Consider the following 26,718-nt stretch of genomic DNA (forward strand, 5'->3'; position numbering starts at 1 on the left):
ACTCCTCGGGGTCGTGGGGGTCAGTCGACGAGTTCTGGTGTGGGCATGCCGACCGGGCGGCGCGCGCCTCGCGCCACCAGCCAGCCGGCGAGCGCGACGACCGGCACCGACCCGAGAAGCAGGACGCAGGTGGTGACGCTGCCGCCGGTCAAGACCTGGAAGTTGCCTGCGATGAGCGCGAGCTCGCCGGTCATGCACACGACCGACAGCGCGGGAGCCACCACCCCGGTCCACGTGGTGGCGCCCGGGTTTCGGCGGAAGTACGCGATGATCGCCGCGGAGGTGAGCAGGTAGAGGGCCACCAGCGTGGCGACCGCCTGGCCGCTCAGCCAGGCGAAGAGCGTCGTGAGCGGATCCAGGCCGGCGACCGCGAAGGGCGCTACCACCAACGTCACCGAGACCGTCTGGACGGCGGCTGCGACCGCCGGTGCCTGGAAACGGTTCGTCTGCGCCAGTCGGTTGGGAAGCTCACCGTTGAGCGCCATCGCGTGCAGGTAACGGTTGATGACGTTGTGGAACGCCAGGATGCCCGCGAACAGTGAGGTGCTCAGCAACACGGCGGCGACGTCGGCGGCCCACGAGCCGAGGATCTCGGTCATGGGAACGAGTACGAACGACGCGGGGTCGTCGGCCAGAGTCTCGAGCGCTCTCTGCTGAGCCGCACCGGCGCCGTAATAGGTGATCAGGATCCACATCAGGAACGCCAGGAACAGCGCGATGGCCACGACCGCGGTGTAGGTCGCCCGCGGGATCGTTCGGTTCGGGTCCTTGGCCTCCCCCGCGTAGATCGCGGTCGACTCGAAGCCGAACATCGACGCGATCGCGAACAGGATGGCGATGCCGGGAGCGCCGACCAGTATGGCGCCGGGAGAGAAGCTTGCCGCCAGGTCAAGACCGTCAGGGCCTCCCCCGGTCATCAGGACACCGGCGCTCATCGCCAGCAGGATCGTCACCTCGCCGATGACGAGCACCGCCAAGACTCGTGCCCCGGCCTCGATGTTGCACACGCCGAGGCCGTACACGATCACTCCGGTGACCGCGACCACGACCCACCACGGCACGGCGAGACCGAGGTGTGCCTGCAGGAGCCCGGCCGTGGTGACGCCGTAGAGGCCGTACATGGCCGCCTGGATGGTGGTGTAGCTGATCAGCGCGAGCCAGGAGGCGATCGATCCGACATCGCGCCCCAGGCCGGCCCGCACGATGGCATAGAACCCTCCGCGGCAGTCGACCCGCCGCGCCATCGTGGTGTACCCCACGCTGAAGAGCAGCAGCACGGCGCCGACGATGACGTACGCACCGGGGGCACCGGCACCGTTGCCGAGCGCCACCGCCAGCGCGGCGGCGCCGACGACCCCGGTCAGGGGCGCCTGTGCCGAGAGAACGAAGAAGAGGATGCCGAGAAGTCCGACCGCGTCCTTGCGGAGGGATGTGTGCTGGCTCGCAGCTGACTCAGTGGTCTGGGACATTGTCGACCTCGATCGGTTTGAAACTTTCCAATTGGATAGTATTGATGCAAGTAACACTGGCTCTGATGCAACTTGTCAATTGACAAGTTGGGATTTAACGAAGACTTGACGCACGTTCGGCGGCGGCTGCCGCCCGGATACCGCTGCGCGTTTGGCTATATTCGCGACCACGACACCGACGTTGGAGGACCCACATGACCGCTCGCACCGTGTCCTACGGAGGCGGCCGGGAGGCACTTCTCGAAGCGACGGTCAGGGTCGTGGCCCGTGCGGGGCTGCGGAAGCTGACCAATCGGGCAGTGGCGGAGGAGGCCGGGGTGACCCACGGGCTGGTGGGACACCATTTCGGTAGTCGAGACGCACTCATCGAAGCGGCGATGCGGTACGTCGTCGAGCGCAGCGTGGCTGAATCAGAGCTGGAGTCGCCGACCGGCTCCGTCGACGACTTCGCCCGTGGGCTGGTGGATCTCGTCGCCGCGGACCCCGAGATCCAGGCGTTCCAGTACGAGCTCAGTCTCGAAGCCCGGCGGCGCCCCGAGCTGACACGATTCATCCGTGAGCAGAACGACGCCTACCGCAGCGCCGTTCGGAAGGCGCTCGACGGCATGGGAATCGGTCATGTCTCCGACCTGGACCTCGCCGTCTTCGCAACCCTCGACGGCCTGGTGTTCCACCAGGTCACCGAAGACCGCCCAGAGGACACCGAGGCCGGGCTCACGGCCCTGCGAGCCCTCCTGCGCGCCGCCGGGGCACAGTGACCCCGACGACCTAGCCGTTGAGAACCTGAGGAAGGGCGACACCCTTCAGGCCCTCGACGCCGAACTCCAGCCCGAAACCGGACGTCTTGACACCGCCGAACGGGACGAGCGGGTTCACCATCCCGTGGGCGTTGATCCACACCGTTCCCGCCTCGAGCCGCGCCGCCACCTCCCGTGCCCTCTCAGGATCGGCGCTCCAGACGGAGGCTCCCAACCCGACGTCGAGGCCGTTGGCCATCAGGACCGCTTCCTCCACGTCGTGGTAACGAATGATCGGGAGGGCCGGGCCGAACTGCTCCTCTGCGACGAGGGGGTTGTCGTTCGCGATGTCGCCGACGAGAGTCGTCGGGTAGAAGTAGCCGGGAGCCTTCGGGTCAGGATCTCCGCCCAGGAGGATCTTGGCACCGGACTCCCGGGCGGCCTCGACCAGCCCGTCGACGATGTCGTACTGCGCGCGGTTCTGCAGCGGCCCGAGGACGTTGCCCTCGTCCAGGCCCCGACCCATCGGCATCCTGCCGGCGACCTCCACCAGGGCGGCGCACACCTCGTCGTAGATGTCTGCGTGGACATAGAGCCGCTTGAGCGCCGCGCAGGTCTGCCCGGTGTTGATGAAGGCCCCCCAGAAGAGACCCTCCGCGATCGCGCGGGGGTCCGCGTCTGGCAGCACGATGCCGGCATCGTTGCCCCCGAGCTCCAACGTCAGGCGCTTCACCCCGTCGGCCGAGCCACGGATGATCGCCCTACCTGTAGCCGTGGATCCGGTGAACATGATCTTGCCGACGTCCGGGTGCGAGGTCAGCCGGGCACCGATGTCACCGCCTCCCGGCACCACCGTGAGCACGTCGTCCGGGAAGATCTCGTTGAGCACCTCGACCAGTGCCAGCACGCTCAACGGGGTGTACTCCGACGGCTTGACGACCACCGTGTTGCCCATCCTGAGCGCCGGAGCGATCTGCCAGATCGTGATGAGCATCGGCCAGTTCCAGGGACCGATCGCCCCGACCACGCCGACGGGTCGGTACCTCACCTCCGCACGGACGTCGTCGCCGGCCTGCAGCGGGCCCCCGGGGAGCTCGATCCCGGCGGTGGCGCGCAGCCACGCCGCGCAGCCACCGACCTCGAACCGTGCCCCGATCCCGTCGAGCGGCTTTCCCTGCTCGCGAGAGAGCAGTTCGGCCAACGCGGCGGCGTTGGCCTCGACCGCGTCTGCGGCCTGGTTCAGGAGCCGAACTCGCTCCTCGTCGGCGCGGGCCGCCCAGGCAGGCTGTGCCAGGCGGGCGTTCGCTACCGCCCGGTCCAGGTCGTCGACGGACCGGACCGGCGCTCGGCCGACCTCGTCCCCCGTCGCCGGGTCCAGGATCGCGTCACCGGCCGGGTCGGCGACCCTGGCCAGCAGCGACTCGACGTCGTGAATGGGCATGGGAAACTCCTTCGTCACGTGACCGCAGTCACACTCTCTGCGACCCATCCTGGACGCCACGGCCGAGCGGGACATTGGACGATGACGCACAACGATGGGCAGATCGTGCACGGCTGAGAGGGCCGCGGCGAACACCTGCCACCACGCCGACGAGATCGCTACTGCGACTGATGCCGAGCGCGGTACTCCCCCGGCGGCTGCCCATAACGGGCACGGAAGACGCGGGAGAAGTGACCGGGATCGGGGAACCCCCACCGCGCACCGACAGCTGCGGCGGTCCGCTTCTCCAGAGGATCTGCCAGCGCTGCGGCGCATCGCTCTAGGCGCAGGGTCCGGATCCGACCAGCCACCCCCTCACCGTCCTGCTCGAACGCCTTCTGCAGCTGCCGCAGGGAGACAGAGTGGGCTCCGGCGACTCGGCGTGCGTCCAGACCCGGGTCGGCGAGGTGGGCGTCGATGTACGCATCGACCCGGTCGCGGAGCACAGAGAGGCGGCGGCCGAGTGACCGCGGGTCCACCTCCGGCTCGTCAAGACAGGCAGCCAGAAGGCTCAGGAGCGCGTCACCGACATGCCGTTGCCCTTGGAGGGTGCCCCGCCGCATCTGGGTTGCCACCTCACGCACGGCATGAGCCAGCAGGGCCCCGCTTCCGGAAACGCTCGCGAGCGGGCGCGCCACACGTTCGGCCAGCTGGCGGTCCGGGATGCGGAGCAGGTCACGACGGAACATCAGCACGAGCATGCGGTAGTCCTCGGAGAAGATCAGGTCGTAGGGCCTGCCCGTGTCGTAGACCGCGATATCGCCTGGCTTCAGCACAGATGTCCGTCCGACCTGCCGCAAGGTGGCCTCGCCGGCGATCTGAAGACCCACCTTGAGGAAGCGTCCTCCATCGTCCCCGGTCAGGCGGCGCACAATGTGGGGCGATGCCTCCACCGCCGTGATCTGGAGCATCCCGACCTGTCCCGACGCGATCCGACCACTGAACGGCCGTCGATCGCCGGCGGGCTCCACAGCCAGGGGGACGAAGGTCGTCGAGGCAGCCTCGCGAAACGCTTCGAACCTATCCGCGGCAGTGTGGTCCGCGGTATCGACGACCAGCGTCATGGCTTCCTCCGTGAGACTCCTGTGGACACAGCGTCCAGCGAGGCCGATAACTTGTCAAGTGGCTAGTTTCTTTACCGCCACTTGGCGGGGACCACACGTCCACGTGCCTCACCCAGGCCGAGGCGGCGCCCTCCAACGGCCGGAGCGGTGGCCGTGAGGCTGACCTCATCGCCGTCTTCGAGGAACGTACGTTCCACACCGCCGACCTCGACGGGCTGCTGACCATCCCAGGTGAGCTCGATGAAGGCGCCCCGCTCGTCCTTTCCCGGCCCGGAGATGGTGCCCGAGGCGAAGACGTCGCCGGTACGCGTCGGGGCGCCGTTGACCGTCAGGTGGGCGAGCATCTGGGCCGGTGACCAGTACATCGCGGCGTACGGCGGCCGGCTCACGACGTGGCCGTTCCACACCACCTCGAGGTCGATGTCGAGACCCCACGGCCTCTCGAGCGCGAGATAGGGGAACACCTCGGGCTCCTGGGCGGGCGTGTCGACGCGGGCGGCTACAAGGGCGAGCATCGGGACCACCCACGCGGAGATCGTCGAGGCGAACGACTTGCCGAGGTTGGGTCCGAGCGGGACGTACTCCCAGGCTTGGATGTCGCGGGCCGACCAATCGTTGAAGAGCACCACTCCGAAGATGTGGTCGTCAGCGTGCTCGGCCGGGACCGGCTCGCCCATCGGGCTTCCGGTGCCGACCACGAAACCGAGCTCGGCCTCGATGTCGAGCCGGATCGAGGGCCCGAAGAGCGGCGCCTCGTCCTGCGGTCCTTTCCGCTGCCCGGATGGCCGCACGATGTCGGTGCCCGACACGACGATCGACGCTGAACGTCCGTGGTAGCCGATCGGCAAGTGCTTCCAGTTCGGGGTCAGCGGGTCCGGGTTGTCGGGCCGGAACAGCCGCCCGAGGTTCGATGCGTGGTGCTCGGAGGCGTAGAAGTCGACATAGTCAGCCACCTCGAACGGCAGGTGCAGGGTCACCGCGTCCACGGGATGCACCGCGGCCTCCGGCACATCGGAACCCAGCGCCGTGGTGATGGCGGCACGGACCTTGTTCCAGCGCTCCCGGCCTTGCGCCATGAAGGTGTTGAGCGTGGACCGGCCGAAGGTCTCCTCGTCGCCGAGGAGCAGGCCGACGTCAACCACGTGGCCGCCGTAGCGTACGGCGACACGCGGCTCCTGTCCGGGCACGGAGTAGACGCCGTAGGGGAGGTTGTGCAGGCCGAAGAGGTCGTCGTCGGGCACGGTCAGTCGGGTCATCACAGGTCCTTCATGAGGTGGGTGTCCAGCAGACCGAGGCCGACCATGTCCTCGATCGGGATCGATGTTGCGCAGGGCGTGGTGCAGCCCGCGGTGGCCTTGAAGGCGCTCATCCGTCTGTCGACCCCGTCTCCGCGTGGTCACCGCGCACCCAGGAGTAGGCGTACACGCCGTCGTCGGTGGCCCGGGCGCCCTCGCCGAGCTCGAGTGGGCGGAAGGTGTCGACCATGACAGCGAGCTCGTCGAAGAACTCAGCCCCGATCGAGCGCTCGTAGGCGCCCGGCTGCGGACCGTGCGGATGACCGCCCGGGTGCAGTGAGATCGAGCCCTGGCCGATGCCCGATCCTTTACGCGCCTCGTAGTCTCCACCGCAGTAGAACATGACCTCGTCGGAGTCGACGTTCGAGTGGTAGTACGGCACCGGAATCGACAGCGGGTGGTAGTCCACCTTGCGCGGCACGAAGTTGCAGATCACGAAGTTGTTGCCCTCGAAGACCTGGTGGGCCGGCGGTGGCTGGTGCACCTTGCCGGTGATCGGCATGTAGTCGGCGATGTTGAAGACATAGGGGTAGAGACAGCCGTCCCAGCCGACCACGTCGAACGGATGGTCGGGCAGCACGTGGATGGTGCCGGCGAGACCGCCGGGGCCGGGGCCGCGGTGCTTGATGTAGACCTCCACGTCCACCCCGTCGACCATCCGTGGCTCCTCGGGGCCACGAAGGTCGCGCTCACAGTACGGCGCGTGTTCCAGCAGCTGACCGAACCGCGACAGGTAGCGCTTCGGCGGCGTGATGTGCGAGTTGGCCTCGATCGCGTAGATCCGCACACGGCCCTTCGGCACGATCCGATGGGTCGTGGCCCGCGGGATGATGACGTAGTCGCCCTCCCCGACCTCGAGGTCTCCGAAGACGGTCTCGACGACGGCCTCGCCAGCCTCGATGTAGAGGCACTCGTCGCCGATGGCGTTGCGGTAGTAGGGCGAGGTGGAGTCGGCCACCACGTACGACAGGCGTACGTCGGCGTTGCCGAGCAGTAGCCGGCGACCGGTGACTGCGTCGACACCGGTGACGCTCTCGTCGAAGAGCTTGTGCGTGGAGAGATGGATCGGCACCAGCGGATGGTTCGCGACAGTGGACAGGTCGGGCAGCTCCCAGGCCCGGTACTCGCTGATCGCCGAGGGAATGCTGCGGTGGTAGAGCAGCGAGGAGTCGGAGGAGAACCCCTCCTCCCCCATCAGCTCCTCGAAGTACAGCCTGCCGTCGGCGGCGCGGTGCTGGGTGTGGCGCTTCTGCGGGACGTGTCCCACGGATCGGTAGTACGGCATGTCGGTTTCCTGTCTTTCTCGTGACCGTCAGGACGCCACACCGATGGCGCGGCGGGTGGCGGCGTCCAGGTCGCCCGGGGTGGCAGAGGTGAGCACGGCGGCGACGTGCCCGTCGGGACGGATCAGCCAGGTCTCGCCCGGCCCCGCACCGAGCGCGCCCCCCAGCGTGCCCTCGGGGTCGATGTCGGCAAGCCGAAGCACGCGAGACGGCGCATCGGTGGCCGCCTTGAGCGCGATGGCGGTCTCGGCAGCGTCGACGCCGTCGGTGGTGAGGGCCAGTACGCCGTCGCGTACCAGCTGGCGCAGCCGGACCACGTCAGGACGGTCGTGCACGATCACCGGAGCGTCCGGCACGAGAACGCCGGGGACGACGGCGGGCATCTCGCCGCGAGGCGGCCGGCCGGCGAACGCTCGCACCGGGTCGCTCGTGGTCAGTGGGGAGTCGAGGTACCAGAACGGCTCGGCGAAGCGACCGCTGTCGACGCGCGAGCGAGCCTCGGAGCTCGTGACCGCCTCCTCCAGCAGGCTTCGGCGCGCCTCCCTCTCGAACTCGTCCTGCGGGACGAGGAAGCGCATCGTGTCGCTGGTGACCTCGAGATTCTCGTGGGCCGCCGAGAGGCGCTCCACATCGTAGGTGTCGAGGAGGGCGTCAGGTGCCCAGCCGTGCAGCACGAACGCGAGCTTCCACGCGGCGTTCTCAGCATCGGCGACACCGGAGTTGAGGCCGCGGGCTCCGAACGGAGCGACCAGATGGGCGCAGTCCCCGGACAGCAGCACCCGGCCGACGCGCATGCGGTCCACGCTTCGCGCGTGGAATCGATAGACCGACTTCCACACGATCTCGTAGGGCCGCTCCCCGATGATCTGCCGGATCCGGGCATCGAGACGTCCGTCGGCCGCCTCGCCGTCCAGGTCGAACTCGGCAGGCACCTGCCAGTCGATACGGAAGGTGGAGTCGGGGCAGGGGTGGATCAGCACCTGTCTCCCCGGGTTCCAGTCCGGGTCGAAGTGGAACCGGCGCTCGGTCTCCCAGCCCGGTAGATCGGCCCTGATGTCGCAGATCAGGAATCGGTCCTCGAAGGTTTGGCCGTCGAAGCCGACCCCCAGCATTCGCCGGACGTCGTCACCCCGAGCTCCGGCCGCAGCGACGGCGTACGCTGCCCGGACTCGGGTGCGCCCGTCGGCCGTGGCGCAGGTGATCGTCACACCGTCCGCGTCCTGGTCGATCGCTACGACCTCATGGCCCCAACGCACGTCGATCTGCGGACGGGTCGAGATCTGCTCGTCCAGGACCTGCTCGGAGTGGCACTGGGAGACGTTGACGAAAGCAGGCAGGGGCGAGTGGCCGCGGTCGACGAAGGACCAGCTGAAGAGCTCCCGGTCCCGGTAGAACGTACGAGCCGTGGTCCAGGTCAGTCCGTCCTCAGCGATCCGGCCGGCGCCGACGGTCGACCAGATGTCGAGGACGTCACGCTGCTGGCAGATCGCCTTCGAGCCGACCGTGTCCCGCTCGACACGGGCGTCGAGTAGAACGGCGGGAATACCCCATCGAGCCAACAGCAGCGCCGCCGTCTGCCCCACCGGACCGTTTCCGATGACCGCAACTGGGAGTCCGGAGTAGGTGGGCATGCTCATCGAGCTCATCCCTGCAACTCGTTCCAGACATCACGGTCCCGCTCGGCGGTCCAGACCTGCGGCCAGTCGACTCCGTTGAACTCGTCCCACAGACGGGAGACGTCGAACGGCAGGCAGTGCTCGAAGATCGGCCAGGCACCGAACTTCGGCGCCAGCGCCGTGTGGGTGGCCTCGAAGGCCTCCTTGAGGCTTCCACCGCGGGCATGCACCCCGCCGACCTTCTCGCGCATGACGAGGAGGAAGTCGCGGGTCTGCTCGATGGCGGCGTCGACGGCCTCCCGACCCCGCGGCACTACGCCACGCCCACCGACGAGGACCTCTGCCTGGAACGCCTTGACCCTGTCGAGGGTGCCGGTGGACCAGTCAGCGTGGAACGCATCGCCTGTGTAGAGCGCCGCCTCCGCCTCGACGAGGTCGCCGGCGAAGAGCACCTTCTGCCGTGGCAGCCACGCGACGATGTCGCCGGCGGTGTGGCCACGGCCGCAGTACTGCAGGACGAGCTCGCCCCGGTCACCACCGAGGTCGATGGTCATGGAGTCGCTGAACGTGACATCCGGCCAGGTCAGTCCGGGCACCGAGTCGGGGTCACGGAAGAGCCGTGGCATCCTGCCGAACTCGCTGTCCCAGTCCTCCTTGCCCCGCTCCTCGATGAGCCGGCGAGTGTTGTCATGGGCGACGATCACCTCGGCGTCGAAGGCGGACGCACCGAGCACCCGGACCGCGTGGTAGTGCGAGAGGACCAGATACTTGACCGGCTTGTCGGTGTGCTCCCTCAGCTGGGCGAGCCAGTCACGAGCCGCGACCGGAGTGGCGCGGGCCTCGAAGGCGACGACGAAGTCCTCCCCCTCGATGGCCCCGACGTTGGGGTCGCCCTCGGCGGTCAGCGCGTAGACGCCGTCGGCGAGGACCTCGAGGGTCTCGGTCTTCTCACCGAGATCGGCAGAGGAGGCAAAAGGCTTGGCAGCCATGATGATGGTCCTTTCAGGATGGTTGTGGGTCAGTGCGTGGAGACGCGGGCGTCTCGTGCCACCAGCGCCAGGCAGCCGAGGCTGAGGAGCGAAACGGCGACCAGGTAGACGGTCACCGGAGTCGAGGAACCGCCGGCGGCGTACAACGCCGTCGCCAGGGTCGGAGCGAGGCCGCCACCGAGGATCGACCCGATCTGATAGCCCAGCGAGGCACCGCTGTAGCGCACCTTCGCCTTGAACAGATCGGAGAAGAGAGCGGCGATCGGGCCGTAGGTCACGCCGAGGAAGAAGGCGGTGCCGAGGATGCCCACCAGGACCACCCCTGGACGCGCGGTGTCGACGAGCGGGAAGAGGACGAGCATCCAGCAGGCCAGTCCCGCCGATCCGAGAAGCAGTACGCGATGGCGACCGTGGCGGTCGGACACCGCCGAGGCCCACGGGATGATGCCGAGCCAGGCGAAGGCGCCGATGAGCGTGAGGGTCAGCATGAGGCTGCGGTCGATGCCCAGCACATTCGTGCCGTAGCCGAGCAGGTAGGCCATGAAGATGTAGCCGACGGTGTTGTTGCCGACGAACCCTCCGGCCGCGAGCAGGACCTGGCGCCAGTGGTCCTTGAGCACGGTGACGATCGGCATCCGGTCCGCCTCGCCCGACTCCTTCACCTGCTCGAACTCGGGGCTCTCGGTGATGCTGAACCGGATCACGAGGCCGACGGCGACCAGGAGCGCACTGGCGAGGAACGGCACCCGCCATCCCCAGGCCGCGAAACCGGCGTCGCTGAGGTTGCTGGAGACCAGCAGGAAGACCAGGTTGGCCAGGATCAGCCCACCGGGAACACCCATCTGCGGGAAGCTTCCGTAGAAGCCACGCCTGTTCCCGGGGGCATGCTCGACGGCCATCAGCACGGCACCTCCCCACTCTCCGCCGACCCCGATGCCTTGCACGAAGCGCAGGGTGACCAGAAGGACCGGTGCCCAGACCCCTACCTGGTCGTACGTCGGCAGCAGGCCCACACCTGCGGTCGCGACCCCCATCAGGAGAAGGGAGGTGACGAGCATCGACTTGCGGCCGACCTTGTCACCGAAGTGGCCCATCACGATGCCTCCGAGCGGGCGGGCGAGGAACCCGACCGAGTACGTCGCGAACGCGGCGAGAGTTCCGGCCATCGGGGAGAAGGACGGGAAGAAGAGCGGACCGAAGGCGATCGCCGCGGCCATGCCGTAGATGAAGTAGTCGTACCACTCGATGGCGGTTCCGACGAACGATGCTGTGGCCACCTTGAGCGGGCTCACCCGCGTGGTGGGCGACGCCGGTGAGTGGGTCGCGGTCATGAGGTGCTCCTCGGGTCGGGCTTGGGTTCACTCACTGTGGCAGCCGTCACGTAGTGTGGAAAAGAACAAGTAATCTCTGATCTTCATAAGGTGAGCCAATGAGTGTTCGCTTCTCGCTCCGCCAGCTCGAGTACTTCGTCGCCATCGCGGAGGAAGGCACCCTGAGCGACGCCGCGGCGCGCCTGCACGTATCCCAACCAGGGATCTCCCAGTCGTTCACGGACCTCGAGCGCGCACTCGACGTGCAGCTCGCGGTGCGCAGGAAGGCGCACGGCGTGACCCTCACCCCGACCGGCACTCAGGTGTTGCGCCACGCTCGGGAGCTGCTGCGGCATGCCGAGGACCTCGCCAGCGTCGCCTCGGGCGGCGACGCGCTCAGCGGCGTACTGACCCTGGGCTGCTACGTGACGCTCGCCCCGACGGCTCTGCCGCCGCTGTTGCAGGACTTCACGGCGCTGCACCCCGGACTGACCATCGACTTCGTGGAGGGAACTCAAGACGTCCTTCAGCGCAAGCTGCTCCACGGCGAGCTCGATCTGGCGATCGTCTACGACATGGAGATCCAGCCCGAGATGGAGCGGGCGGTCATCGACTCCCGACGGCCCCACATCCTTCTACCCGCCAGCCACCGGCTCGCCCACGAGCAGGCCGTGTCGCTCGCCGATCTGGCGGACGAGCCGATGGTTCTGCTCGACGCGCCACCCAGCTCCCACAACACCTTGGCGATCTTCGACGAGTTCGACATCCGACCCGACGTCCGCTACCGCCCGACGACGTTCGAGCTGACCCGGGCACTGGTGGGGCGCGGGATGGGCTACGCACTACTCGTGCAGCGTCCTGCCAACGACCGCACGTACGAGGGCCGCGAGGTCGTGGTGAAGGAGATCGCCGATCCGGTCGGCGAGTCCCACGTGCTGGTGATCTGGCCGCAGGCTGCCCGCCTCAACCGGCGGGCGGCGGCGTTCGTCGAGTTCTCCCAGCAGCGTCGGCAGGGCTGAGACGCCAGACCTTGGGCGCGCCACCCTCACCGGGGCACATGGTCGTCATATGCCCAACAGCCCCGCGTCGTCGTGGCACCTGTGACGTGAGGCCCCTAAAGGATTCCCTCACCCCAGGGCAGGACTCCTCCAATGGCCGGTTGACCTGCGCGATTCCTACTGTGCTTTGGTCCACACCACACCAGGAGATCCCATGACCGACACGACGGCACCGGAACGCATCACACCCGCCCAGACCAGACGACTGGCCATCGGCGCCGGCGCCGGGACATCGCTGGAGTTCTTCGACTTCTCGATCTACACCGTCGCCTCGGCGCTGGTCTTCCCGGCCGTCTTCTTCTCCGGGGACACCGATCCCTGGTTCGCATCCTTCATGAGCCTCGCGACCTACACGCTCGGGTACGTCGTCGCTCCGCTCGGCGCCATCGTCATGGGCTGGGTCGGCGACCGCCACGGCCGGCGCCGGGCCATGCTCATCACGTTCTACCTGATGGGCGGGGCCACCGTCCTGATGGGCCTCCTCCCGTCGTACGCCTCCATCGGGGTCGCCGCACCGGTCCTGCTGATCGTGCTGCGCATGGTGCACGGGTTCTCCCGCGGCGGCGAGCTCGGCGGTGCTTCGGTGCTCGCCGTGGAGCACGCGCCGCTCCCTCAACGAGCCGCGTACGGCGCCTTCGTCGCGCTCGGCTCGCCGCTCGGCGCGCTCCTCGCGAACCTGGCATTCGTGCTCGTCTTCTACCTGCCGGCGAGCACGGTGCAGAGCTGGGGCTGGCGTATCCCGTTCCTCGCCGGAGCCCTCGTCCTCCTGCTCGGGATCTGGGCCCGGCGCGCGCTCGAGGAGTCGCCGGTGTTCCGGGAGTTGGCCTCCGAGCAGACGCCCCAGCACATCGTCCGCATCCCGATCTGGAGCGTCCTGCGTGACAACTGGCGCCGACTGCTGCTGGCCGCCGGCGCCAACATGGGCCTCAACGCCGTGATGTTCGTCCTGGCCGGCTTCATGCTCTCCTACGCCGCCTCCCCCGCCCCCAAGGGACTCGGTCTCGACATCAAGTCGGTCCTGTGGTGCACGCTGCCCGGCCTCGCCGTGCACGCCGTCACCGTAGTAGCCGGCGCCCGGCTCTCCGACCGGCTCGGGCGCAAGCCGGTCATGCTCGCAGCGGCGGCGGCCGTCCTGGCGTACATGCTGGTCCTCTTTCCCATCGCCCAGCAGGGGTCGCTGGCCACGTGGGCGCTCGCCATCGCCGGCGGCTTCTTCCTGACCGGTTTCCTGTTCGGGCCGCTCATCACCTTCCTCACCGAGCTGTTCACCCCCGAGCAGCGCCAGTCCGGTGCGGGTCTCGCCTACCAGGTCGGCGCGGTGCTGGGTGGCGGTCTGTCCCCCTCGGTCGCCAACCGGCTCATCGAATGGACCGGTCAGGCGGCCTCCGTCGGCTACTACCTCGCCGCCGGGATGGCCGTGACCGTGGTGTGCCTGCTCATGCTCCCCGAGACCGCGCCGATCCGTACGAGGACGGGCCGATGACCGCCGAGCTGGAGGCGCTGCGGCGCCGAGTGGCGGTCCTGGAGGCGGAGGCGGACATCCGCCGCCTGCAGGCCCGCTACATGTTCCTGTGCGACACGCCCTGTCCCGAGGCGGGCGTGACCGACGATGCCCGACGCATCGACCTGGTGATGGACCTCTACGCCCCCGACGCCGTATGGGAGGGCGTCGGGGAGCAGTACGACGGCCAGTTCGGCCGGGCGGTGGGTCACGACCAGATCCGGGCCCACTTCGAGCGGTTCTGGTCACCTGACCGGACGCCGGCTCTGGTGCTCAACGCCCACTACCTGACCTCGGAGCAGATCCACGTCGACAGCGACCGGGCGGAGGGACAGTGGATCCACATGCAGCCGTGGCTGTTCGCCGACGGCACCGCCCTGCTGCGGTCGAGCCGGCTCAACAACGCCTTCCGGCGCGAGGACGACGGCCGCTGGCGGATCACGCGTACGCGCACCGAGAACGTGTTCGTCGCGCCGCTGCCTGACGGCTTCGCCTCGGCGTACCCGACGACATCGGTCCTGATGGACCCGCCGGGACCGTCCGGGACGTGACTAGACCGTGACGCGGTACTGCAGTACGTCCCGGACGAGCGTGCCGAGGCTCTCGGCCTCGGTCTTCGCCTTGATCCGGGCGCGGTGCACATCGACCGTCTTGACGCTGGTCCCGAGCTGGCGCGCGATGTGCTGGCTCGGGAGCCCGGCGATGACGAGGCGGAGCACCTCTCGCTCGCGCGGGGTGAGCAAGTCGATCCGCGCGGAGACGGCGCGGCGGCACCGGTCCTCGGCGAACCGGCGGGCCGCCACCGCGAGGTGCTCCTGGACGACCTCGAGCATCTTCTGCGGCTCGTAGGGCTTCTCGAGGAAGTCCACCGCGCCCTGGCGCAGGGCACGCACCGACATCGGGATGTCGCCGTGGGCCGAGCAGAAGATCACCGGCGCGGGATATCCCCGCGCCACCAGCTGCTCCTGCAGCTGGAACCCGCTCAGTCCGGGCATCCGTACGTCGACGATGACGACGCTCGGCTCATCCGGGTCCATCTCGTCGAGGAACGTCGGTGCGTCCGGGTAGATGAACGCGGTGATACCGACACTCTCGAACAGGAAAACCAGCGACTGCCGGAGGTCCTCGTCGTCATCGACGATGTGGACCACCGGATCCACTGGGTCAACGGGCTGCGCGGAGTCGGAAGGGTTCATGGGGTACCACCCTCACTCTAGGACCGGAGCAACCCGGTCAGGTGTCGTTCCACCCACGCGGCATGGCCGAGCAGGTCCGTCTCGCCGCGCCGGGGGCCGACCAGCTGGACACCGAGCGGCAGCCCATGGTCGTCGACCAGACCAGGGACCGCCACCGTCGGCAGTCCCATGGCCTGCCAGGCTCGGCTGAGCACCGGGTCGCCGGTGGCGTCGAGCCCGTGCGGTGCGGGGCCGGGAGCGGCCGGCCCGAGGACGACGTCGTAGGACGACAGCAGTCGGCCGACCACGCCCTCCCCGACATCCACCACCTCGGAGGCTGCGCGATAGTCCACCAGGGACGTCGCCTCCCCCGTCCGGAGCAGCCCGGCCAGCTGATCGCTGATCTCATCGGCCCTGGCCAGCTCCTCGGCACGCTCGCGGGCAGCCTCGAACGACATCACGACCGGGTGCGCGCGGGTCAGGTCCGCGACGAGCCGCTCCTCGGGGAACCGGTCGACGATCGCCCCGGCCGCGCGCAGTCGCTCGACCGCTGCGGCGAACGCGGCGCGCATGGGTTCCTCGACGACGTCGAGCGGATCGGCGGTCCACAGCAGGATCCGCGGCGGAGGCCCGAGCGGGCCGACGCCCACGTCCCGGGCGCCGGTGAGGGCTGCCCAGGCGAGCGCGAGGTCGGACACCGAGGCGGCGAGGACTCCGTGGCTGTCCAGGCTCGGGCTCAGACCGGTGACCCCGGTGACCGGGAACCGTCCATGGCTCATGACCAACGACGCGACACCGCAGTAGGAGGCGGGCCTGGTCACCGAGCCGGCGGTCTGCGAGCCGAGCGCCAGCGGCACCTGGCCGGATGCGACCGCGGCCGCCGAACCGCTCGAGGAGCCACCCGGAGTGTGCCCCGGCGCTGCTGGGTTGGCGGTCGGCCCGGGTGCGAAGAAGGCGAACTCGGTGGTCACGGTCTTGCCGGCCGGGATCGCACCCACGGCACGCCAGGCCGACACGATCGCGGCATCCGCCTCCGCCGGCAGAGCGTCAGAACGTACGGCGGCACCGCACCGGGTCGGCAACCCGGCCACGTCGATGATGTCTTTGACCCCGAGCGGGACGCCACCCAGCGGTCCCTTGGCGGGCGCCGGGGCCGGGCCGGCGAGAGCCACCCAGGCGCGCAGGGCCGGATCGGTCTCCTCGACCCGCTCACAGAACCGTGTCCACACGGCCTCGGACGTGGTCCGGCCGGTTCGCAGATCCTCGACCAGCGTACGCAACGACCACGGAGACCTGGTCACGCCTCCTCCACCCAGGCGGCATCCGCCTCCCAGTAGTCCATCCCGCTCGCGCTCACCGCGTGCCGCCACTCGGACGTACGCCGCAGCGACGGCTCGACCCTCGCGGTGACGTCGTCGGCGGCGTCGGGGCCATCGGCGGGGACCTGCCAGTGCACCCAGTTGAGCTCTCGGCCCTCCGCGTCGTGGACGAAAAGATCCACATGGCGCCAGCCGTAGCCGTGGGTGTCGTTGTAGCACATCAGCGTCGTACGTTCGCTCATCTGGCTCCCCGCTTCAGGCGCTCGCCGCGACCCGCGTCGCGGGCGTGATCTGATGGAATCCGCGCTGGAAGTAGAGCAGCGCGCCAGCCTCTTCGTGCACGCTGACGTGGTCCACCTCGACGAAGAGAACCGTGTGGGTTCCCTGGGTGAACTCGGCTCCCACGCGTCCGACCAGGACGGCTGCCGCGTCGTCCAGCACCGGTACCCCGTGACGGTCGTGGTCCCAGGCGGGAAGGGCGAACCGCTGCTCCATCGACAACCCGGTCGCACCCGCGAAGTGCATCGCGAGCTCCTCGTGCTGACGGCCGAGGATGTTGATGGCGATCCGTCGGTTCGTACGGAAGATGTCGTGGGTGTAGCTGGACTGGTTGACGCACACCAGCAGTGTCGGCGGCGTGTCGGTCACCGAGCACACCGCACTGACGGTTATCCCGGCCCGCCCGCTGACGCCATCGGTCGTGACGACGTTCACGGCGGCCGACAGGTTCGCCATGGCGGCGCGGAATTCACGCTGGTTCGTGGTGAGCTCGTCGGACATGTCTCGACGTTATGCCCGGCTCCGGCCGCCGAGATATCGAGAGTTCCACCCCGCCCGCTGAGGATTTCCCCTAGGCCGCCGGCTCCTCGGCCAGAGGGAGCGCGAAGCCGAAGCGGGACCCGCCGGACTCACGGTGCTCCGCCCAGATGCTCCCGTGCTGGCGGGTGATGATCCGATGGCTCAGCGCCAGACCGATCCCACTGCCCGCCTCCTTGCTGGTGAACGACTCGGCGAACGGGTCGCGCGCGAAGCCTCGGCCCTGGTCGTCCACAGTGACCACGCCCATCCCGTCCGTGGTCCGCACGGTCACCTCGATCCGCCGTACCGCCTCGTCGCAGGCGGCCATCTCGTCGATCGCGTTGAAGCACAGGTTCATCACCACCTGACCGGTCAGCACCTGCTCGCAGCGAACCAGAACGGGTACGTCGCCCAGATCAACCTGCAACTCGACGTCGCTCGCGGCTGCCCGGAGCCGGATGAAGTAGAGGCACTCGCGGACCACCTCGTTGAGGTCGACGACCTGCTCGACCTGCTCGAGGTGGCCGACGAACGAGCGCAGCGCGCTGACGATCCCGGTCGCGCGGTCGATCTGGCGGGCGGCGCTGTCCAGCCCGTACGCCACCTGGTCGGCGAAGCGCTGCGGCATCTCGCCGTCCTGGGCCAGCGTGGTCGCGCGCCCCCGGATCCCGGCGATGAAGTTGCCGGCCGCCGCCAGGGGCTGGCCGAGCTCGTGCGCGATCGCCATCGCCATGTCGCCCATCGCGTTGTAGCGGGCGAGATAGTTCTCGTGGCGCAGCTCCAGCTCACGCCGGGCCTCGCCCCGGACGCGCTCCGAGACGTCGTGCAGGATCATCAGGTAGGCGTCGACCTCCTGGACACGCAGCCGCTCGATACTCCCTTCCAGCCAGGTCGTGCTCGCGCCGTCGCCGAACAGCTCGAGCTGGACCGGCCCGACCGGCGCAGCACCCGCCGCGGTGTCCTCCCACGACACCGGCCGGCCGCCCCTCCGCAGCCGCCCGTACGTCGTCAGCGGGTGCCCCGCGGGCGGATCGTCGTCGCCGGTCAGCCCGATGTAGCTGAGCGCAGAGTCGGTGGCGAAGCGTACGGCACCCGCCTCGTCCAGCAGGAACGCGACGGTCGAGGTGTGCCGCGCCAGCGCGTCGACGTACGACGTGGTCAGCTTCAGCTCGCGCTCGACCTCCTGCTCCCGCGCGATGTCGCGGAACTGCACCATGACGGCGGGGCCTTGGGCGAGCTCGACCCGGACGGCGATCGCGTCGGTCGGGATGATCCGGCCGGACCGGGAGCGATAGTGCCACTCGATCCGGCTGGAACCGCGTTCGACGGCGTCCTGGAGCCACGCCCGTCCGAGGACCCGGTCGTACTGCTGGGCCGAGCTGCTCATGTCGTTGGCCTTGAGCGGCCGGATCTCGGTGACCGTGAACTCGAGCATGTCGCAGGCCGCGCGGTTGGCCCACAGGATGTTCTTCGTCCCGGCGTCGTGGATCAGCACGCACATGCTGGACGCGTCCATCATCGCGACGAAGTCATCGGTCACCAGCTCGGGTGCTGCGGAGTCGACCTGCATACCGGCCAGCGTAGGAGCGCCCCGCGGTCTACGGCAGCCCCTGGCATGCCGAGCTGCTGAAGGAATCCCCTACGGCCCTGGGAGGGAATCCCCCGACGCCGCAGGCAATGACCAATCGACGCTGCCCCGGCCCGAACCTAGCGTCGGGGACAGACCCGATCGATGAGGAGCAGCCCGATGGTCCAGACCCAGGAGAGCCGTACAGCGACGGTCCCGCTCGAGGACGTTCTGGTGGAGCTCGCCAGCCGCCGGCAGGAGTTCCGCGACCAGCGTTACGTGTCGCGAGACTTCGTCGCCCGGCTCAAGGAGACAGGTATCTACCGTGCCTCGACCCCGCAGCGGTTCGGCGGGGAGCCGCTGCCGCCGGCGGAGTTCCTGAGGCGGATCGAGCGGATCTCGGCGGTGGACGGATCCACCGGCTGGGTCGCGAGCTTCGGCTCGGCGCTGGTCTACCTCGCCGCTCTTCCGCTCGAGACACAGGCCGAGCTCTATGCCGACGGTCCGGACGTGTGCTTCGCGGCCGGGCTGTTCCCCGTCCAGCACGCGGAGCCCACCGAGGCCGGCTTCCTGATCAACGGCCGCTGGAAGTTCGCCAGCGGGTGCATGGGCGCGGACATCCTCGGCGTCGGCATCCCCGGCGACGACTCCACGGCCGGCAAGCCGCGCACCGCGCTGCTCCGTCCCGACCATGTCGAGATCGTGCAGGAGTGGGACGTCATCGGCATGAAGGGCACCGGCTCGTTCGACCTCGCCGTCGACCACGTCGAGGTGCCCCGCGAGTGGACCTTCATCCGTGGCGGCGAGCCGACCGTGGACGAGCCGCTCTACCGCTACCCCACCCTCGCGTACGCCGCCCAGGTGCTCGCCGTCGTCGGCGCCGGCGTCGCCCGGTCCGCGCTCGACTTCGCCACCGAGGTCGGGGCCGGACGTACCGGCGTCACCGGGGCACCGAAGCTCGCCGACCGTGCCTACTACCGGATCGGCCTCGCCGAGGCCGAGGCGAGCCTGCGGTCGGCCCGGGCGTACTTCTACGAGGTCACCGACGAGACCTGGCAGACCGTCCTCGCCGGTGACCCGGCCACGAGCCACCACAACGCCCACCTGCGCCTCTCCGCGACCCATCTCGCAAAGACGGCGGCCGAGGTCGTGAACCAGGTCATCCACCTGTCCGGCACCGGCGCGATCAGCACGACCCATCCCCTGCAGTGGCTGCTCGGCGATGCCCTGGTCCCCCAGCAGCACGCGTTCCTCGGGCCCGCGATGTACGACGCCGCCGGCGCCGTGCTGATGGGCCAGCCGCCCACCGTCCCCGCCTTCCAGTGAACCGCCCCTTACCCGAGAGGAGACCGCCCATGAACGCGCCGCCGCTCCGCGTCCTGTTCTGCATCGGCATCAACCAGAACTTCTTCGACCTGCCCGAGGGCGGGGTCGAGCCCGGCGACGTCTGGACCGCGTTCGTCGGCCTGATGGACGGCATCAAAGCGCTGCCGGGGGTCGACTTCATCGGAGACATCGACGATGACTCCCACATGGTCGGTCCCTCCGAGGGCTGGCCCTGGACCTGTTACCTGCTCTGCGACGTCGACACCCAGGAGACGGTCAAGGAAGCGTGCGGCCTGCTGCGGACCATCGGCGTCGGCACGAGCCCCTGGAAGCTCTGGAAGTTCGCCAAGATCGAGGCGCGGATCGGCCGCGCCCTCTCACCACGCGAGTACGAGGAACCCGAGAAGAAGGACGCAGTCCGATGACCACCGATTTCACGGCCGACACCGTCCACGACCTGCCCCCTGCCGACCTGGTGCTCGATGACCGCGTCGCCGGGCGGATGTACACCGACCCGGAGATCTTCGAGCAGGAGATGACGAAGGTCTTCGAGAGTACCTGGGTCTGGGTCGCCCACGAGTCCGAGCTGCCCAAGGCCGGCAGCTTCAAGTCGACGTACGTCGGCAGGCAGCCGGTCATCGTGACCCGCGACCGCAAGGGCAACATCCACACCATGGTCAACCGGTGCCGGCACCGGGGTGCCTCGCTGTGCGAGCAGCGCACCGGCCACGCCAACGGCTTCACCTGCCCCTACCACGCGTGGTCCTACGGCCTGGACGGCCAGCTGCGCGGAATCCCGTACCCGGACGGCTACGAGGGAGTCATGGACAAGTCCGGGCTCAGCCTGAAGAAGCTGCGCACCGAGTCGTACGGCGGGATGGTCTTCGCGACGTTTGCCGAGGACATCGAGCCGCTGGAGGACTTCCTCGGCGACGCGAAGCTGTGGATCGACCGGTTCATGGCGCAGGGCGGCGGCTACCCGATCAAGGTGCTCGGCACCCACCAGTTCAAGTTCAAGGGCAACTGGAAGATCCAGCTCGAGAACACCACCGACGGCTACCACTTCCCGATCGTGCACCGGTCGTGGATGGCCTCGGTCGACGCCGAGACCGCCGAGATGATGTCGTTCATGACCGACCCGACGGCGGTCACGCACGACCTCGGCAATGGCCACTCGGTGATGCAGATGGTGCCCGAGCACTCCGACCTCGAGACCGACGACGGCAGCGAGCCGCTGCAGCCCCGGTTCGACCAGCTCGTCGCCGAGCTGCGCGAGCGCGGCGTCGACGAGGCCGAGATCCGCCGGCTGGTCCGGGCCGCGCACGGCACCGGCTTCAACCTCAACCTGTTCCCGAACGTGTCGATGTCGATCTCCTTCTTCCGTGTGCTGCGGCCGATCAGCGTGAACGAGACCTACATCGAGCATGTCGCCCTCGGCCCCGACGGCCCGGCCGAGATCGTCGACCCGGTCAACCGTGAGCGGCTGCGTGCCCATGAGCACTTCCAGGGCCCGTTCGGCTTCGGCACCCCGGACGACTCCGAGGGCTGGGACCGCGTACAGCGCGGCGCGCAGGGCGCACCCGAGATGCCGATCATGGTCAACCGCGGCCTGGGCCGCGAGAAGCCGTCCGGCGAGGGCTGGCCCACCAGCCACGTGACCGACGAGACCGGGATGCGCGCCGCGTACCAGCAGTGGAAGCAGATGATGAGCGATGACTGAGACCCTCCCGGAGACCCCGGCGCTGTCCCTGACCGATCCGCGGGTGGTCCGCGCGATCGAGCTGATCTGGCGCGAGGCCGCCGCCCTCGACGCCAAGGACTACGAGACCTGGCAGGCCCTCTATAGCGACGACGCGGTCTACGCCATCCCGATCGACCGCGACGCCGAGTCGTTCGACGACATCCTCAACATGGTCTACGACGACGCCCGGATGCGGCGGCTGCGCGTGGCCCGGATGACCGAGGGCTTCGCCATCGCCGCGGTCGATGCCGCCACGACCGTACGCACCGTGTCCCGCTTCGTACCGACCGCCGTGTCCGACGACGAGGTCTCATTGCGCGCCGCCCAGATCCTGGTCGCCTACAAGCGAGGCAGCCACGACCTCTGGGCGGGCGACGTGGACCACGTGATCCGGCTCGGAGCGACGCCTGTCGAGGACCGTATCGTTCGCAAGGTGGTCCGCCTCGTCGACGCCGACGACGCCGTCCCCGCGGCCGGGTTCCTTCTGTGAGCGCCGAGGCATCGGCCCCGGCCGCGGTGGTCACCGGCGGCGCGACCGGGCTGGGCCGTGAGATCGTCCGCCGACTGCACGCCGGCGGGCACCGCGTCGCGGTCGCCGACATCTCCGGCCAGGCGGCCTCCGGTCTTGCCACCGAGCTCTCCGCGCAGGGCCCGGAGGTGCGTGCCTACCCCGTCGACGTCGCCGAGCGTGAGGCGGTCGAGCAGCTGCACGCCGCCGTCGTGGCCGACTTCGGTGGCATCGAGGTGCTCGTGAACAATGCGGCCCGCACACAGGCCCGGCCGTTGCTCGAGATCACCCCGGACGAGCTGGACCAGGTCATGCGGGTCAATCTCAACGGCACCTTCTACGCCTGCCAGGTGTTCGGGGCGGCGATGGCCGAGGCAGGCTACGGCCGGATCGTGAACATCGCGTCGCTGGCCGGCCAGAACGGCGGCACCGCCACCGGCGGCCACTACGCCTCCTCCAAGGGTGCGGTGCTGTCGGCGACGAAGGTCTTTGCCCGTGAGCTGGCGGCCCGCGGGGTCACGGTCAATGCCGTCTCCCCCGGCCCCCAGGACAGTCCGATGGTCCACGAGCTGGTCGGCGACGGGCTCGACGGACTCGTCGCCGGCATCCCGGTCGGCCGTCTCGGGAGCATGCGCTTCATCGCCGAGATGGTCGCCCTCCTCGCCTCCCCCGACGCCGCATCCGTCACCGGCGCCTGCTGGGACGCCAACGGCGGTCTCTACCTCCGCTGACCCGCAACCGCACACACCAGGAGCACCCGATGACGAACATCGTCTTCCGTGTCGTCGACATCGCCGAGGAGGCACCGGACATCCGCACGCTGCGGATGGTGCGCGCGGACGGCCAGGCCCTCAAGCCCTATCCGGCGGGCTCCCACATCGACGTCGTCGGGCCCACCGGCGTGCTCCGGCAGTACTCCCTGTGCATGCCCCCGGACGATCCCGAGTCGATCCTGATCGCAGTGAAGCGGGAGCCCCGGTCGCGGGGCGGATCGGCGGCGATCCACGAGGTCCAGGTCGGTGACCACCTCAAGGTGAGCAAGCCGCGCAACCTGCTCGCGGTCGCCGACGACGCCGACCAGCACGTCCTGGTGGCGGGCGGTATCGGGATCACGCCGATGCTGTCGATGGCGTACGACCTGCACAGCCGTGGCGCCGAGTTCGAGCTCCACTACTTCGCCCGCTCCCGCGAGGAGGCCGCCTTCGTCGACCTCCTCGAGAGTCGTGCCGAGTTCCGAGACCGGGTCCGGATCCACCTCGGCGTGCCGCGGGCCAGGCACCCGGAGGTCCTCGCCACGATCATGCCCCGGCTCACCGCCCGCAGCCACGTCTACACCTGTGGGCCGCAGGGATTCATGGACCTGGTCGTCGCGACGTTCACGGACAAGGTCGGCGAGGCCCAGGTCCATATCGAGAACTTCGTCGCTGCCGACGTCGACACCAGCGGCGACCGCGCGTTCACCGTCGAGCTCGACACCGGCGAGACGTTCCAGGTCCCCGCGGACCGCTCCATCCTCGGGGTCCTCGAGGACAATGGCGTCGACGTCTTCAAGTCCTGCGAGGAAGGCGTCTGCGGATCGTGCGTTTCGGGCTTGTTGGAGGGAACCGTCGACCACCGGGACAACTGCCTCACCACCACCGACAGGGATACCCAGCTGGCTCTCTGCGTCTCTCGCGCCACCAGCGACCGGCTGCTGATCGAGCTCTACTGATGTGTGGAGCTTTCTACGTTGCGATGGGCGTGAACCTCGAGGGCGTTCGAGACGTCCTCGGGATTTGGGTCGGACCCAGCGGCGGGGAAGGCGCCAAGCAGTGGGGCACCATGCTGTCCGATCTGAAGAACCGAGGTGTCCAAGACGTGTGCACCGTGTGCTGTGACGGGCTCAAAGGGCTCCCGGACTCGATCCGCGCGGTCTGGCCCGACGCGACCGTGCAGACCTACGTGGTCCACCTGGTCCGCAACAGCCTGCGTTTGTCGAGCAGGAAGGACTGGGGCAAGGTCACCACCGGGCTCCGGCGGATCTACACCGCACCCACCATCACCGCTGCGTAGGCCGAGTTCGCCGACTTCACCGAACGCTGACAGGAGCGCTATCCCGCGATGATCAACACCTGGCGCAACGCCTGGGACGAGTTCGCCCCGTTCCTCGCGATTCGACACCGTGAGAAGAACAGGGGCAACAACCCCACCGGCCGAGTCAACGGCTGACAGCCCATCCTCAACGTATTATCAATGACCTACGGCGATCGCATAGGACTCATCTAGCCGATGACCGTTCGAGTATCAACACACAGGTGAGTGGCACCGCGCTCACGCCACGCGGACACGAATTCGAATGCCTCCTGATCGTCATCGTCGCCACGTAGAGCGTCGGCTCGATCCCGATGTCGGCGAATTGTCGTCCTGCCTTCGCGGCCGCGTCGCCAACCTGCACGAGACACACTGCCGCGCGCTTCCCAGGCGTGACATGGACTGGCGGAAACCAACGTCGCCGAGTCGGCCGATCCGCTCCAGGACTGCTGGTGCCTCTCCCTCGAACCAGATCGGCATCGGGCGCTGAAGCGGGTTCGCTGTCCGGCTGCGCCCCCCGCGTTTCGGGGCCGCTTCGGAGTCTCCTGCGTTCGGCTTCTTCTCCCCTCGCTTGGTTGCGTGCACATTCACGACCGCAGGTCGCGGCATGCGGCGGATTGGGTGACTGCCGAGGCGGTAGGTTCCCGTCGTGCCCGCGGAGCCTGCTTCGCTCGAGACCTGCAGCAGACCGGTGGCCGCGCGATGCTGCAGGTCGCGGGCGAGGCCGGCGGCCTGTCGAACACCACAATTGTCGAGGATCTGACGCGCGCGGCACGCCCTCACCAAGACCGACCCGCCTTCGAGCTCACACCGAGGAACGGCGCTGCACCCCGATCAGGACAGCGCACGGTGCACGGCGGCACCCTGGCGATGCTCTCGTGGACTGAGCCCTCGGGTGCGCGGTCCACACCAAGCTCAATGCAGGCACCGGCGACACGTCGCTCGCAAGGTCCTGGGGGGCTTCACCAATGGTTGCGAAGTGCCCGCTTGTCGAGCTTGCCCACGGTGTTCTTGGGCAGCGCGTCGAGCACATGGATCGCGGTGGGTCGCTTGTAGCCACTGAGCTGCTCCTGACACCTCGACATCAGGCCCTCGACGTCGATCGTCGCGCCCGGACGAGCCTGGACGAAGGCGACCACGACCTCGCCCCACTTCTCGTCGGGTTGTCCGATCACAGCGACTTCGAGGACTGTCGGGTCGCCGGCGATGACGTCCTCGATCTCCTTGGGGTAGATGTTCTCGCCACCTCGGATGATCATCTCCTTGGACCGGCCGACGATGGTGAGGTAGCCGTCCTCGTCGAGGTGGCCGAGGTCGCCGGTCGTGAGCCAGCCGTCCTTGATGACTGCGGCGGTGTCGTCTGGGCGGCCGAGGTATCCGCGCATGACGTTGGCCCCGCGGACGGTGACCTCGCCGTTCTCGCCGGGAGGCACCGGGTTGCCGTGCGCGCCGAGGATGCGCAGCTCCTGGCCGGGGAACGGCAGCCCGACGGTTCCTGCCTTGCGGGGGCCGCCGACCGGGTTGATGGTCGAGCCGCAGGTGGCTTCGGAGAGTCCGTAGCCCTCGATGAGCGGGAAGCCGAAGCGGTCCTCGAACCGGGCGAGCAGGTCGGCTGATGCCGGGGCGGCACCGCAGACCGCGAACCTGACCGTGCTCGTGTCAGGACGTACGTCGTCGGGAAGGGCGGCGAGCATGCTGTAGATCGTGGGGACCGCCGAGAAGAACGTCGGACGCTCCTGCTCGACGGTGTCGAAGAACGTGTGCGGGTTGAACCGGTCCGCGATGACGACGCTGGCACCGACGAGGAGCGGGGTGAGGATGCTGACGACGATGCCGTTGACGTGGAAGAGCGGCAGGATCAGCAGGCAGCGGTCCTCGGGACCGACCTCGAGGGCATCGCGCCCCATGGCGGTCATGGCCTCGAGATTGGCGTGGTCGAGCATCACCCCCTTGGGTACGCCGGTGGTGCCCGAGGTGTAGATGAGCAGCGCCAGCAGCGCGCTGTCCACGACTGGCGCGGGCGCGTCGTGCCTCGGCTCCCGGTGCAGGTCGGAGACCGAGAGGGCGGGTATGTCACCGATCGGGTGAGCGCCGGCTTCGATGACGTGCAGCTTCGCGCGGGAGTCGTCGAGCTGCCGCGCGACCTCGGAGTCGGTCAGGGCCGGGTTGATCGGCGTGATGGTCGCTCCCAGTCGCCACGCGGCGAAGAGCAGCACGACGAACTCGACGCGGTTGGTGAGCTTGAGCGCGACGACGTCCCCGGCACTGATGCCGAGCTCGGCGAGATGTGCTGCACCGGCACGGACCAGGTCGAGGAGCTCGGCGTTGGTGAGCCGTTGGGACGAGTCGGCGATGGCTGGACCGGTCGGGTCGTCGGTGGCGCGCCGGTCGATGATGGTGGAGAACGTCATG

25 protein-coding genes are annotated in these 26,718 nt (G+C 68.8%); 11 read left to right on the plus strand and 14 right to left on the minus strand.

What is annotated here, in order from left to right; all coding sequences use genetic code 11:
* Positions 1 to 20 precede the first annotated feature (20 nt).
* A complete protein-coding gene (locus tag ACFX43_RS27170; protein WP_378839075.1) occupies positions 21 to 1,469 on the minus strand; it encodes an APC family permease in 1,449 nt (482 codons plus the stop codon).
* A gap of 194 nt (positions 1,470 to 1,663) precedes the next feature.
* Between ACFX43_RS27170 and ACFX43_RS27175 the strand changes: the two genes are divergently transcribed.
* A complete protein-coding gene (locus tag ACFX43_RS27175; protein ID WP_378839091.1) occupies positions 1,664 to 2,227 on the plus strand; it encodes a TetR/AcrR family transcriptional regulator in 564 nt (187 codons plus the stop codon).
* Positions 2,228 to 2,237: 10 nt separating this feature from the next.
* Here the strand turns inward: ACFX43_RS27175 and ACFX43_RS27180 are convergent, their stop codons facing one another.
* The 7 genes from ACFX43_RS27180 to ACFX43_RS27210 all read right to left on the minus strand — a co-directional run bounded on the left by ACFX43_RS27180 (position 2,238) and on the right by ACFX43_RS27210 (position 11,264).
* Positions 2,238 to 3,647, minus strand: a complete 1,410-nt coding sequence (locus ACFX43_RS27180; RefSeq protein WP_378839096.1) for an aldehyde dehydrogenase family protein — start codon at positions 3,645 to 3,647, stop codon at positions 2,238 to 2,240.
* A gap of 158 nt (positions 3,648 to 3,805) precedes the next feature.
* The gene (locus ACFX43_RS27185; protein WP_378839102.1) at positions 3,806 to 4,750 is read right to left on the minus strand and encodes a helix-turn-helix domain-containing protein; all 945 of its coding nucleotides are present in this window, start codon (positions 4,748 to 4,750) and stop codon (positions 3,806 to 3,808) included.
* 71 nt (positions 4,751 to 4,821) lie between these two features.
* The gene (fahA, locus tag ACFX43_RS27190; RefSeq protein ID WP_378839107.1) at positions 4,822 to 6,006 is read right to left on the minus strand and encodes a fumarylacetoacetase; all 1,185 of its coding nucleotides are present in this window, start codon (positions 6,004 to 6,006) and stop codon (positions 4,822 to 4,824) included.
* 109 nt (positions 6,007 to 6,115) lie between these two features.
* A complete protein-coding gene (locus tag ACFX43_RS27195) occupies positions 6,116 to 7,330 on the minus strand; it encodes a homogentisate 1,2-dioxygenase (protein ID WP_378839112.1) in 1,215 nt (404 codons plus the stop codon).
* A 27-nt stretch (positions 7,331 to 7,357) separates the two neighbouring features.
* Entirely contained in the window at positions 7,358 to 8,965 is a 1,608-nt protein-coding gene (locus ACFX43_RS27200) for an FAD-dependent monooxygenase (RefSeq protein ID WP_378839115.1), read from the minus strand.
* A 5-nt stretch (positions 8,966 to 8,970) separates the two neighbouring features.
* Positions 8,971 to 9,933 carry an MBL fold metallo-hydrolase gene (locus ACFX43_RS27205; protein ID WP_378839129.1) on the minus strand — a complete coding sequence of 321 codons (963 nt, stop codon included), beginning with the start codon at positions 9,931 to 9,933 and terminating at the stop codon, positions 8,971 to 8,973.
* Positions 9,934 to 9,962: 29 nt separating this feature from the next.
* A complete protein-coding gene (locus ACFX43_RS27210) occupies positions 9,963 to 11,264 on the minus strand; it encodes an MFS transporter (protein ID WP_378839134.1) in 1,302 nt (433 codons plus the stop codon).
* Positions 11,265 to 11,362: 98 nt separating this feature from the next.
* Between ACFX43_RS27210 and ACFX43_RS27215 the strand changes: the two genes are divergently transcribed.
* The 3 genes from ACFX43_RS27215 (at position 11,363) to ACFX43_RS27225 (ending at position 14,353) form a co-directional block, all read left to right on the plus strand.
* Positions 11,363 to 12,262 (plus strand): LysR family transcriptional regulator, encoded by a 900-nt coding sequence (locus ACFX43_RS27215; RefSeq protein ID WP_378839140.1) that lies wholly within the window; start codon positions 11,363 to 11,365, stop codon positions 12,260 to 12,262.
* Positions 12,263 to 12,455: 193 nt separating this feature from the next.
* Positions 12,456 to 13,784, plus strand: coding sequence for an MFS transporter (locus tag ACFX43_RS27220; RefSeq protein ID WP_378839145.1), 1,329 nt, complete (start codon positions 12,456 to 12,458; stop codon positions 13,782 to 13,784).
* Positions 13,781 to 14,353, plus strand: coding sequence for a nuclear transport factor 2 family protein (locus ACFX43_RS27225; protein ID WP_378839149.1), 573 nt, complete (start codon positions 13,781 to 13,783; stop codon positions 14,351 to 14,353). Before ACFX43_RS27220 ends, ACFX43_RS27225 begins: the two co-directional genes overlap by 4 nt.
* On the opposite strand, the gene ACFX43_RS27230 is transcribed toward ACFX43_RS27225, so the two are convergent.
* From ACFX43_RS27230 to ACFX43_RS27250, 5 genes are all read right to left on the minus strand, one after another.
* The gene (locus ACFX43_RS27230; RefSeq protein ID WP_378839154.1) at positions 14,354 to 14,998 is read right to left on the minus strand and encodes a response regulator transcription factor; all 645 of its coding nucleotides are present in this window, start codon (positions 14,996 to 14,998) and stop codon (positions 14,354 to 14,356) included. It abuts the gene before it with no gap.
* A gap of 17 nt (positions 14,999 to 15,015) precedes the next feature.
* A complete protein-coding gene (locus ACFX43_RS27235; RefSeq protein ID WP_378839157.1) occupies positions 15,016 to 16,278 on the minus strand; it encodes an amidase in 1,263 nt (420 codons plus the stop codon).
* Positions 16,275 to 16,538: a hypothetical protein gene (locus ACFX43_RS27240; RefSeq protein WP_378839161.1), complete on the minus strand. Its 264-nt coding sequence runs from the start codon at positions 16,536 to 16,538 to the stop codon at positions 16,275 to 16,277. Before ACFX43_RS27240 ends, ACFX43_RS27235 begins: the two co-directional genes overlap by 4 nt.
* Positions 16,539 to 16,551: 13 nt before the next feature.
* Complete coding sequence (locus ACFX43_RS27245) at positions 16,552 to 17,076, minus strand: flavin reductase (RefSeq protein WP_378839165.1); 525 nt, start codon at positions 17,074 to 17,076, stop codon at positions 16,552 to 16,554.
* A gap of 70 nt (positions 17,077 to 17,146) precedes the next feature.
* Positions 17,147 to 18,664, minus strand: a complete 1,518-nt coding sequence (locus ACFX43_RS27250) for an ATP-binding protein (RefSeq protein ID WP_378839170.1) — start codon at positions 18,662 to 18,664, stop codon at positions 17,147 to 17,149.
* A 177-nt stretch (positions 18,665 to 18,841) separates the two neighbouring features.
* On the opposite strand from ACFX43_RS27250, the gene ACFX43_RS27255 reads away from it, so the two are divergent.
* Genes ACFX43_RS27255 through ACFX43_RS27285 form a run of 7 tightly spaced genes read left to right on the plus strand, consistent with a single transcriptional unit; the run spans position 18,842 to position 24,288 of the window.
* A complete protein-coding gene (locus ACFX43_RS27255) occupies positions 18,842 to 19,987 on the plus strand; it encodes an acyl-CoA dehydrogenase family protein (protein ID WP_378839176.1) in 1,146 nt (381 codons plus the stop codon).
* Positions 19,988 to 20,016: 29 nt separating this feature from the next.
* Positions 20,017 to 20,412, plus strand: coding sequence for a hypothetical protein (locus ACFX43_RS27260; protein WP_378839180.1), 396 nt, complete (start codon positions 20,017 to 20,019; stop codon positions 20,410 to 20,412).
* Complete coding sequence (locus ACFX43_RS27265) at positions 20,409 to 21,707, plus strand: Rieske 2Fe-2S domain-containing protein (protein WP_378839184.1); 1,299 nt, start codon at positions 20,409 to 20,411, stop codon at positions 21,705 to 21,707. Before ACFX43_RS27260 ends, ACFX43_RS27265 begins: the two co-directional genes overlap by 4 nt.
* Positions 21,700 to 22,218 carry an aromatic-ring-hydroxylating dioxygenase subunit beta gene (locus ACFX43_RS27270; RefSeq protein WP_378839190.1) on the plus strand — a complete coding sequence of 173 codons (519 nt, stop codon included), beginning with the start codon at positions 21,700 to 21,702 and terminating at the stop codon, positions 22,216 to 22,218. Before ACFX43_RS27265 ends, ACFX43_RS27270 begins: the two co-directional genes overlap by 8 nt.
* Positions 22,215 to 22,967 (plus strand): SDR family NAD(P)-dependent oxidoreductase, encoded by a 753-nt coding sequence (locus ACFX43_RS27275; RefSeq protein ID WP_378839197.1) that lies wholly within the window; start codon positions 22,215 to 22,217, stop codon positions 22,965 to 22,967. Before ACFX43_RS27270 ends, ACFX43_RS27275 begins: the two co-directional genes overlap by 4 nt.
* 29 nt (positions 22,968 to 22,996) lie before the next feature.
* Positions 22,997 to 23,947: a PDR/VanB family oxidoreductase gene (locus ACFX43_RS27280; protein ID WP_378839201.1), complete on the plus strand. Its 951-nt coding sequence runs from the start codon at positions 22,997 to 22,999 to the stop codon at positions 23,945 to 23,947.
* Positions 23,947 to 24,288 carry a transposase gene (locus tag ACFX43_RS27285; RefSeq protein WP_378839204.1) on the plus strand — a complete coding sequence of 114 codons (342 nt, stop codon included), beginning with the start codon at positions 23,947 to 23,949 and terminating at the stop codon, positions 24,286 to 24,288. Before ACFX43_RS27280 ends, ACFX43_RS27285 begins: the two co-directional genes overlap by 1 nt.
* Positions 24,289 to 25,268: 980 nt before the next feature.
* Here the strand turns inward: ACFX43_RS27285 and ACFX43_RS27290 are convergent.
* Positions 25,269 to 26,717, minus strand: a complete 1,449-nt coding sequence (locus tag ACFX43_RS27290; RefSeq protein ID WP_378839208.1) for a class I adenylate-forming enzyme family protein — start codon at positions 26,715 to 26,717, stop codon at positions 25,269 to 25,271.
* Position 26,718: the final 1 nt, after the last annotated feature.

The sequence above is a fragment of the Nocardioides sp. YIM B13467 genome (genome assembly GCF_042788075.1).
Lineage (GTDB): Bacteria > Actinomycetota > Actinomycetes > Propionibacteriales > Nocardioidaceae > Nocardioides.

Excerpts from the sequence above, each read along its gene's own strand:
- ACFX43_RS27270 (WP_378839190.1), top strand. The coding sequence starts at position 21,700 with ATGACTGAGACCCTCCCGGAGACCCCGGCGCTGTCCCTGACCGATCCG.
- ACFX43_RS27200 (WP_378839115.1), bottom strand. The coding sequence starts at position 8,965 with ATGAGCATGCCCACCTACTCCGGACTCCCAGTTGCGGTCATCGGAAAC.
- ACFX43_RS27245 (WP_378839165.1), bottom strand. The coding sequence starts at position 17,076 with ATGTCCGACGAGCTCACCACGAACCAGCGTGAATTCCGCGCCGCCATG.
- ACFX43_RS27210 (WP_378839134.1), bottom strand. The coding sequence starts at position 11,264 with ATGACCGCGACCCACTCACCGGCGTCGCCCACCACGCGGGTGAGCCCG.
- ACFX43_RS27230 (WP_378839154.1), bottom strand. The coding sequence starts at position 14,998 with ATGAACCCTTCCGACTCCGCGCAGCCCGTTGACCCAGTGGATCCGGTG.
- ACFX43_RS27260 (WP_378839180.1), top strand. The coding sequence starts at position 20,017 with ATGAACGCGCCGCCGCTCCGCGTCCTGTTCTGCATCGGCATCAACCAG.
- fahA (WP_378839107.1), bottom strand. The coding sequence starts at position 6,006 with ATGACCCGACTGACCGTGCCCGACGACGACCTCTTCGGCCTGCACAAC.
- ACFX43_RS27170 (WP_378839075.1), bottom strand. The coding sequence starts at position 1,469 with ATGTCCCAGACCACTGAGTCAGCTGCGAGCCAGCACACATCCCTCCGC.
- ACFX43_RS27180 (WP_378839096.1), bottom strand. The coding sequence starts at position 3,647 with ATGCCCATTCACGACGTCGAGTCGCTGCTGGCCAGGGTCGCCGACCCG.
- ACFX43_RS27225 (WP_378839149.1), top strand. The coding sequence starts at position 13,781 with ATGACCGCCGAGCTGGAGGCGCTGCGGCGCCGAGTGGCGGTCCTGGAG.
- ACFX43_RS27290 (WP_378839208.1), bottom strand. The coding sequence starts at position 26,717 with ATGACGTTCTCCACCATCATCGACCGGCGCGCCACCGACGACCCGACC.
- ACFX43_RS27285 (WP_378839204.1), top strand. The coding sequence starts at position 23,947 with ATGTGTGGAGCTTTCTACGTTGCGATGGGCGTGAACCTCGAGGGCGTT.
- ACFX43_RS27240 (WP_378839161.1), bottom strand. The coding sequence starts at position 16,538 with ATGAGCGAACGTACGACGCTGATGTGCTACAACGACACCCACGGCTAC.
- ACFX43_RS27175 (WP_378839091.1), top strand. The coding sequence starts at position 1,664 with ATGACCGCTCGCACCGTGTCCTACGGAGGCGGCCGGGAGGCACTTCTC.
- ACFX43_RS27250 (WP_378839170.1), bottom strand. The coding sequence starts at position 18,664 with ATGCAGGTCGACTCCGCAGCACCCGAGCTGGTGACCGATGACTTCGTC.
- ACFX43_RS27215 (WP_378839140.1), top strand. The coding sequence starts at position 11,363 with ATGAGTGTTCGCTTCTCGCTCCGCCAGCTCGAGTACTTCGTCGCCATC.
- ACFX43_RS27265 (WP_378839184.1), top strand. The coding sequence starts at position 20,409 with ATGACCACCGATTTCACGGCCGACACCGTCCACGACCTGCCCCCTGCC.
- ACFX43_RS27195 (WP_378839112.1), bottom strand. The coding sequence starts at position 7,330 with ATGCCGTACTACCGATCCGTGGGACACGTCCCGCAGAAGCGCCACACC.
- ACFX43_RS27280 (WP_378839201.1), top strand. The coding sequence starts at position 22,997 with ATGACGAACATCGTCTTCCGTGTCGTCGACATCGCCGAGGAGGCACCG.
- ACFX43_RS27220 (WP_378839145.1), top strand. The coding sequence starts at position 12,456 with ATGACCGACACGACGGCACCGGAACGCATCACACCCGCCCAGACCAGA.
- ACFX43_RS27185 (WP_378839102.1), bottom strand. The coding sequence starts at position 4,750 with ATGACGCTGGTCGTCGATACCGCGGACCACACTGCCGCGGATAGGTTC.
- ACFX43_RS27255 (WP_378839176.1), top strand. The coding sequence starts at position 18,842 with ATGGTCCAGACCCAGGAGAGCCGTACAGCGACGGTCCCGCTCGAGGAC.
- ACFX43_RS27205 (WP_378839129.1), bottom strand. The coding sequence starts at position 9,933 with ATGGCTGCCAAGCCTTTTGCCTCCTCTGCCGATCTCGGTGAGAAGACC.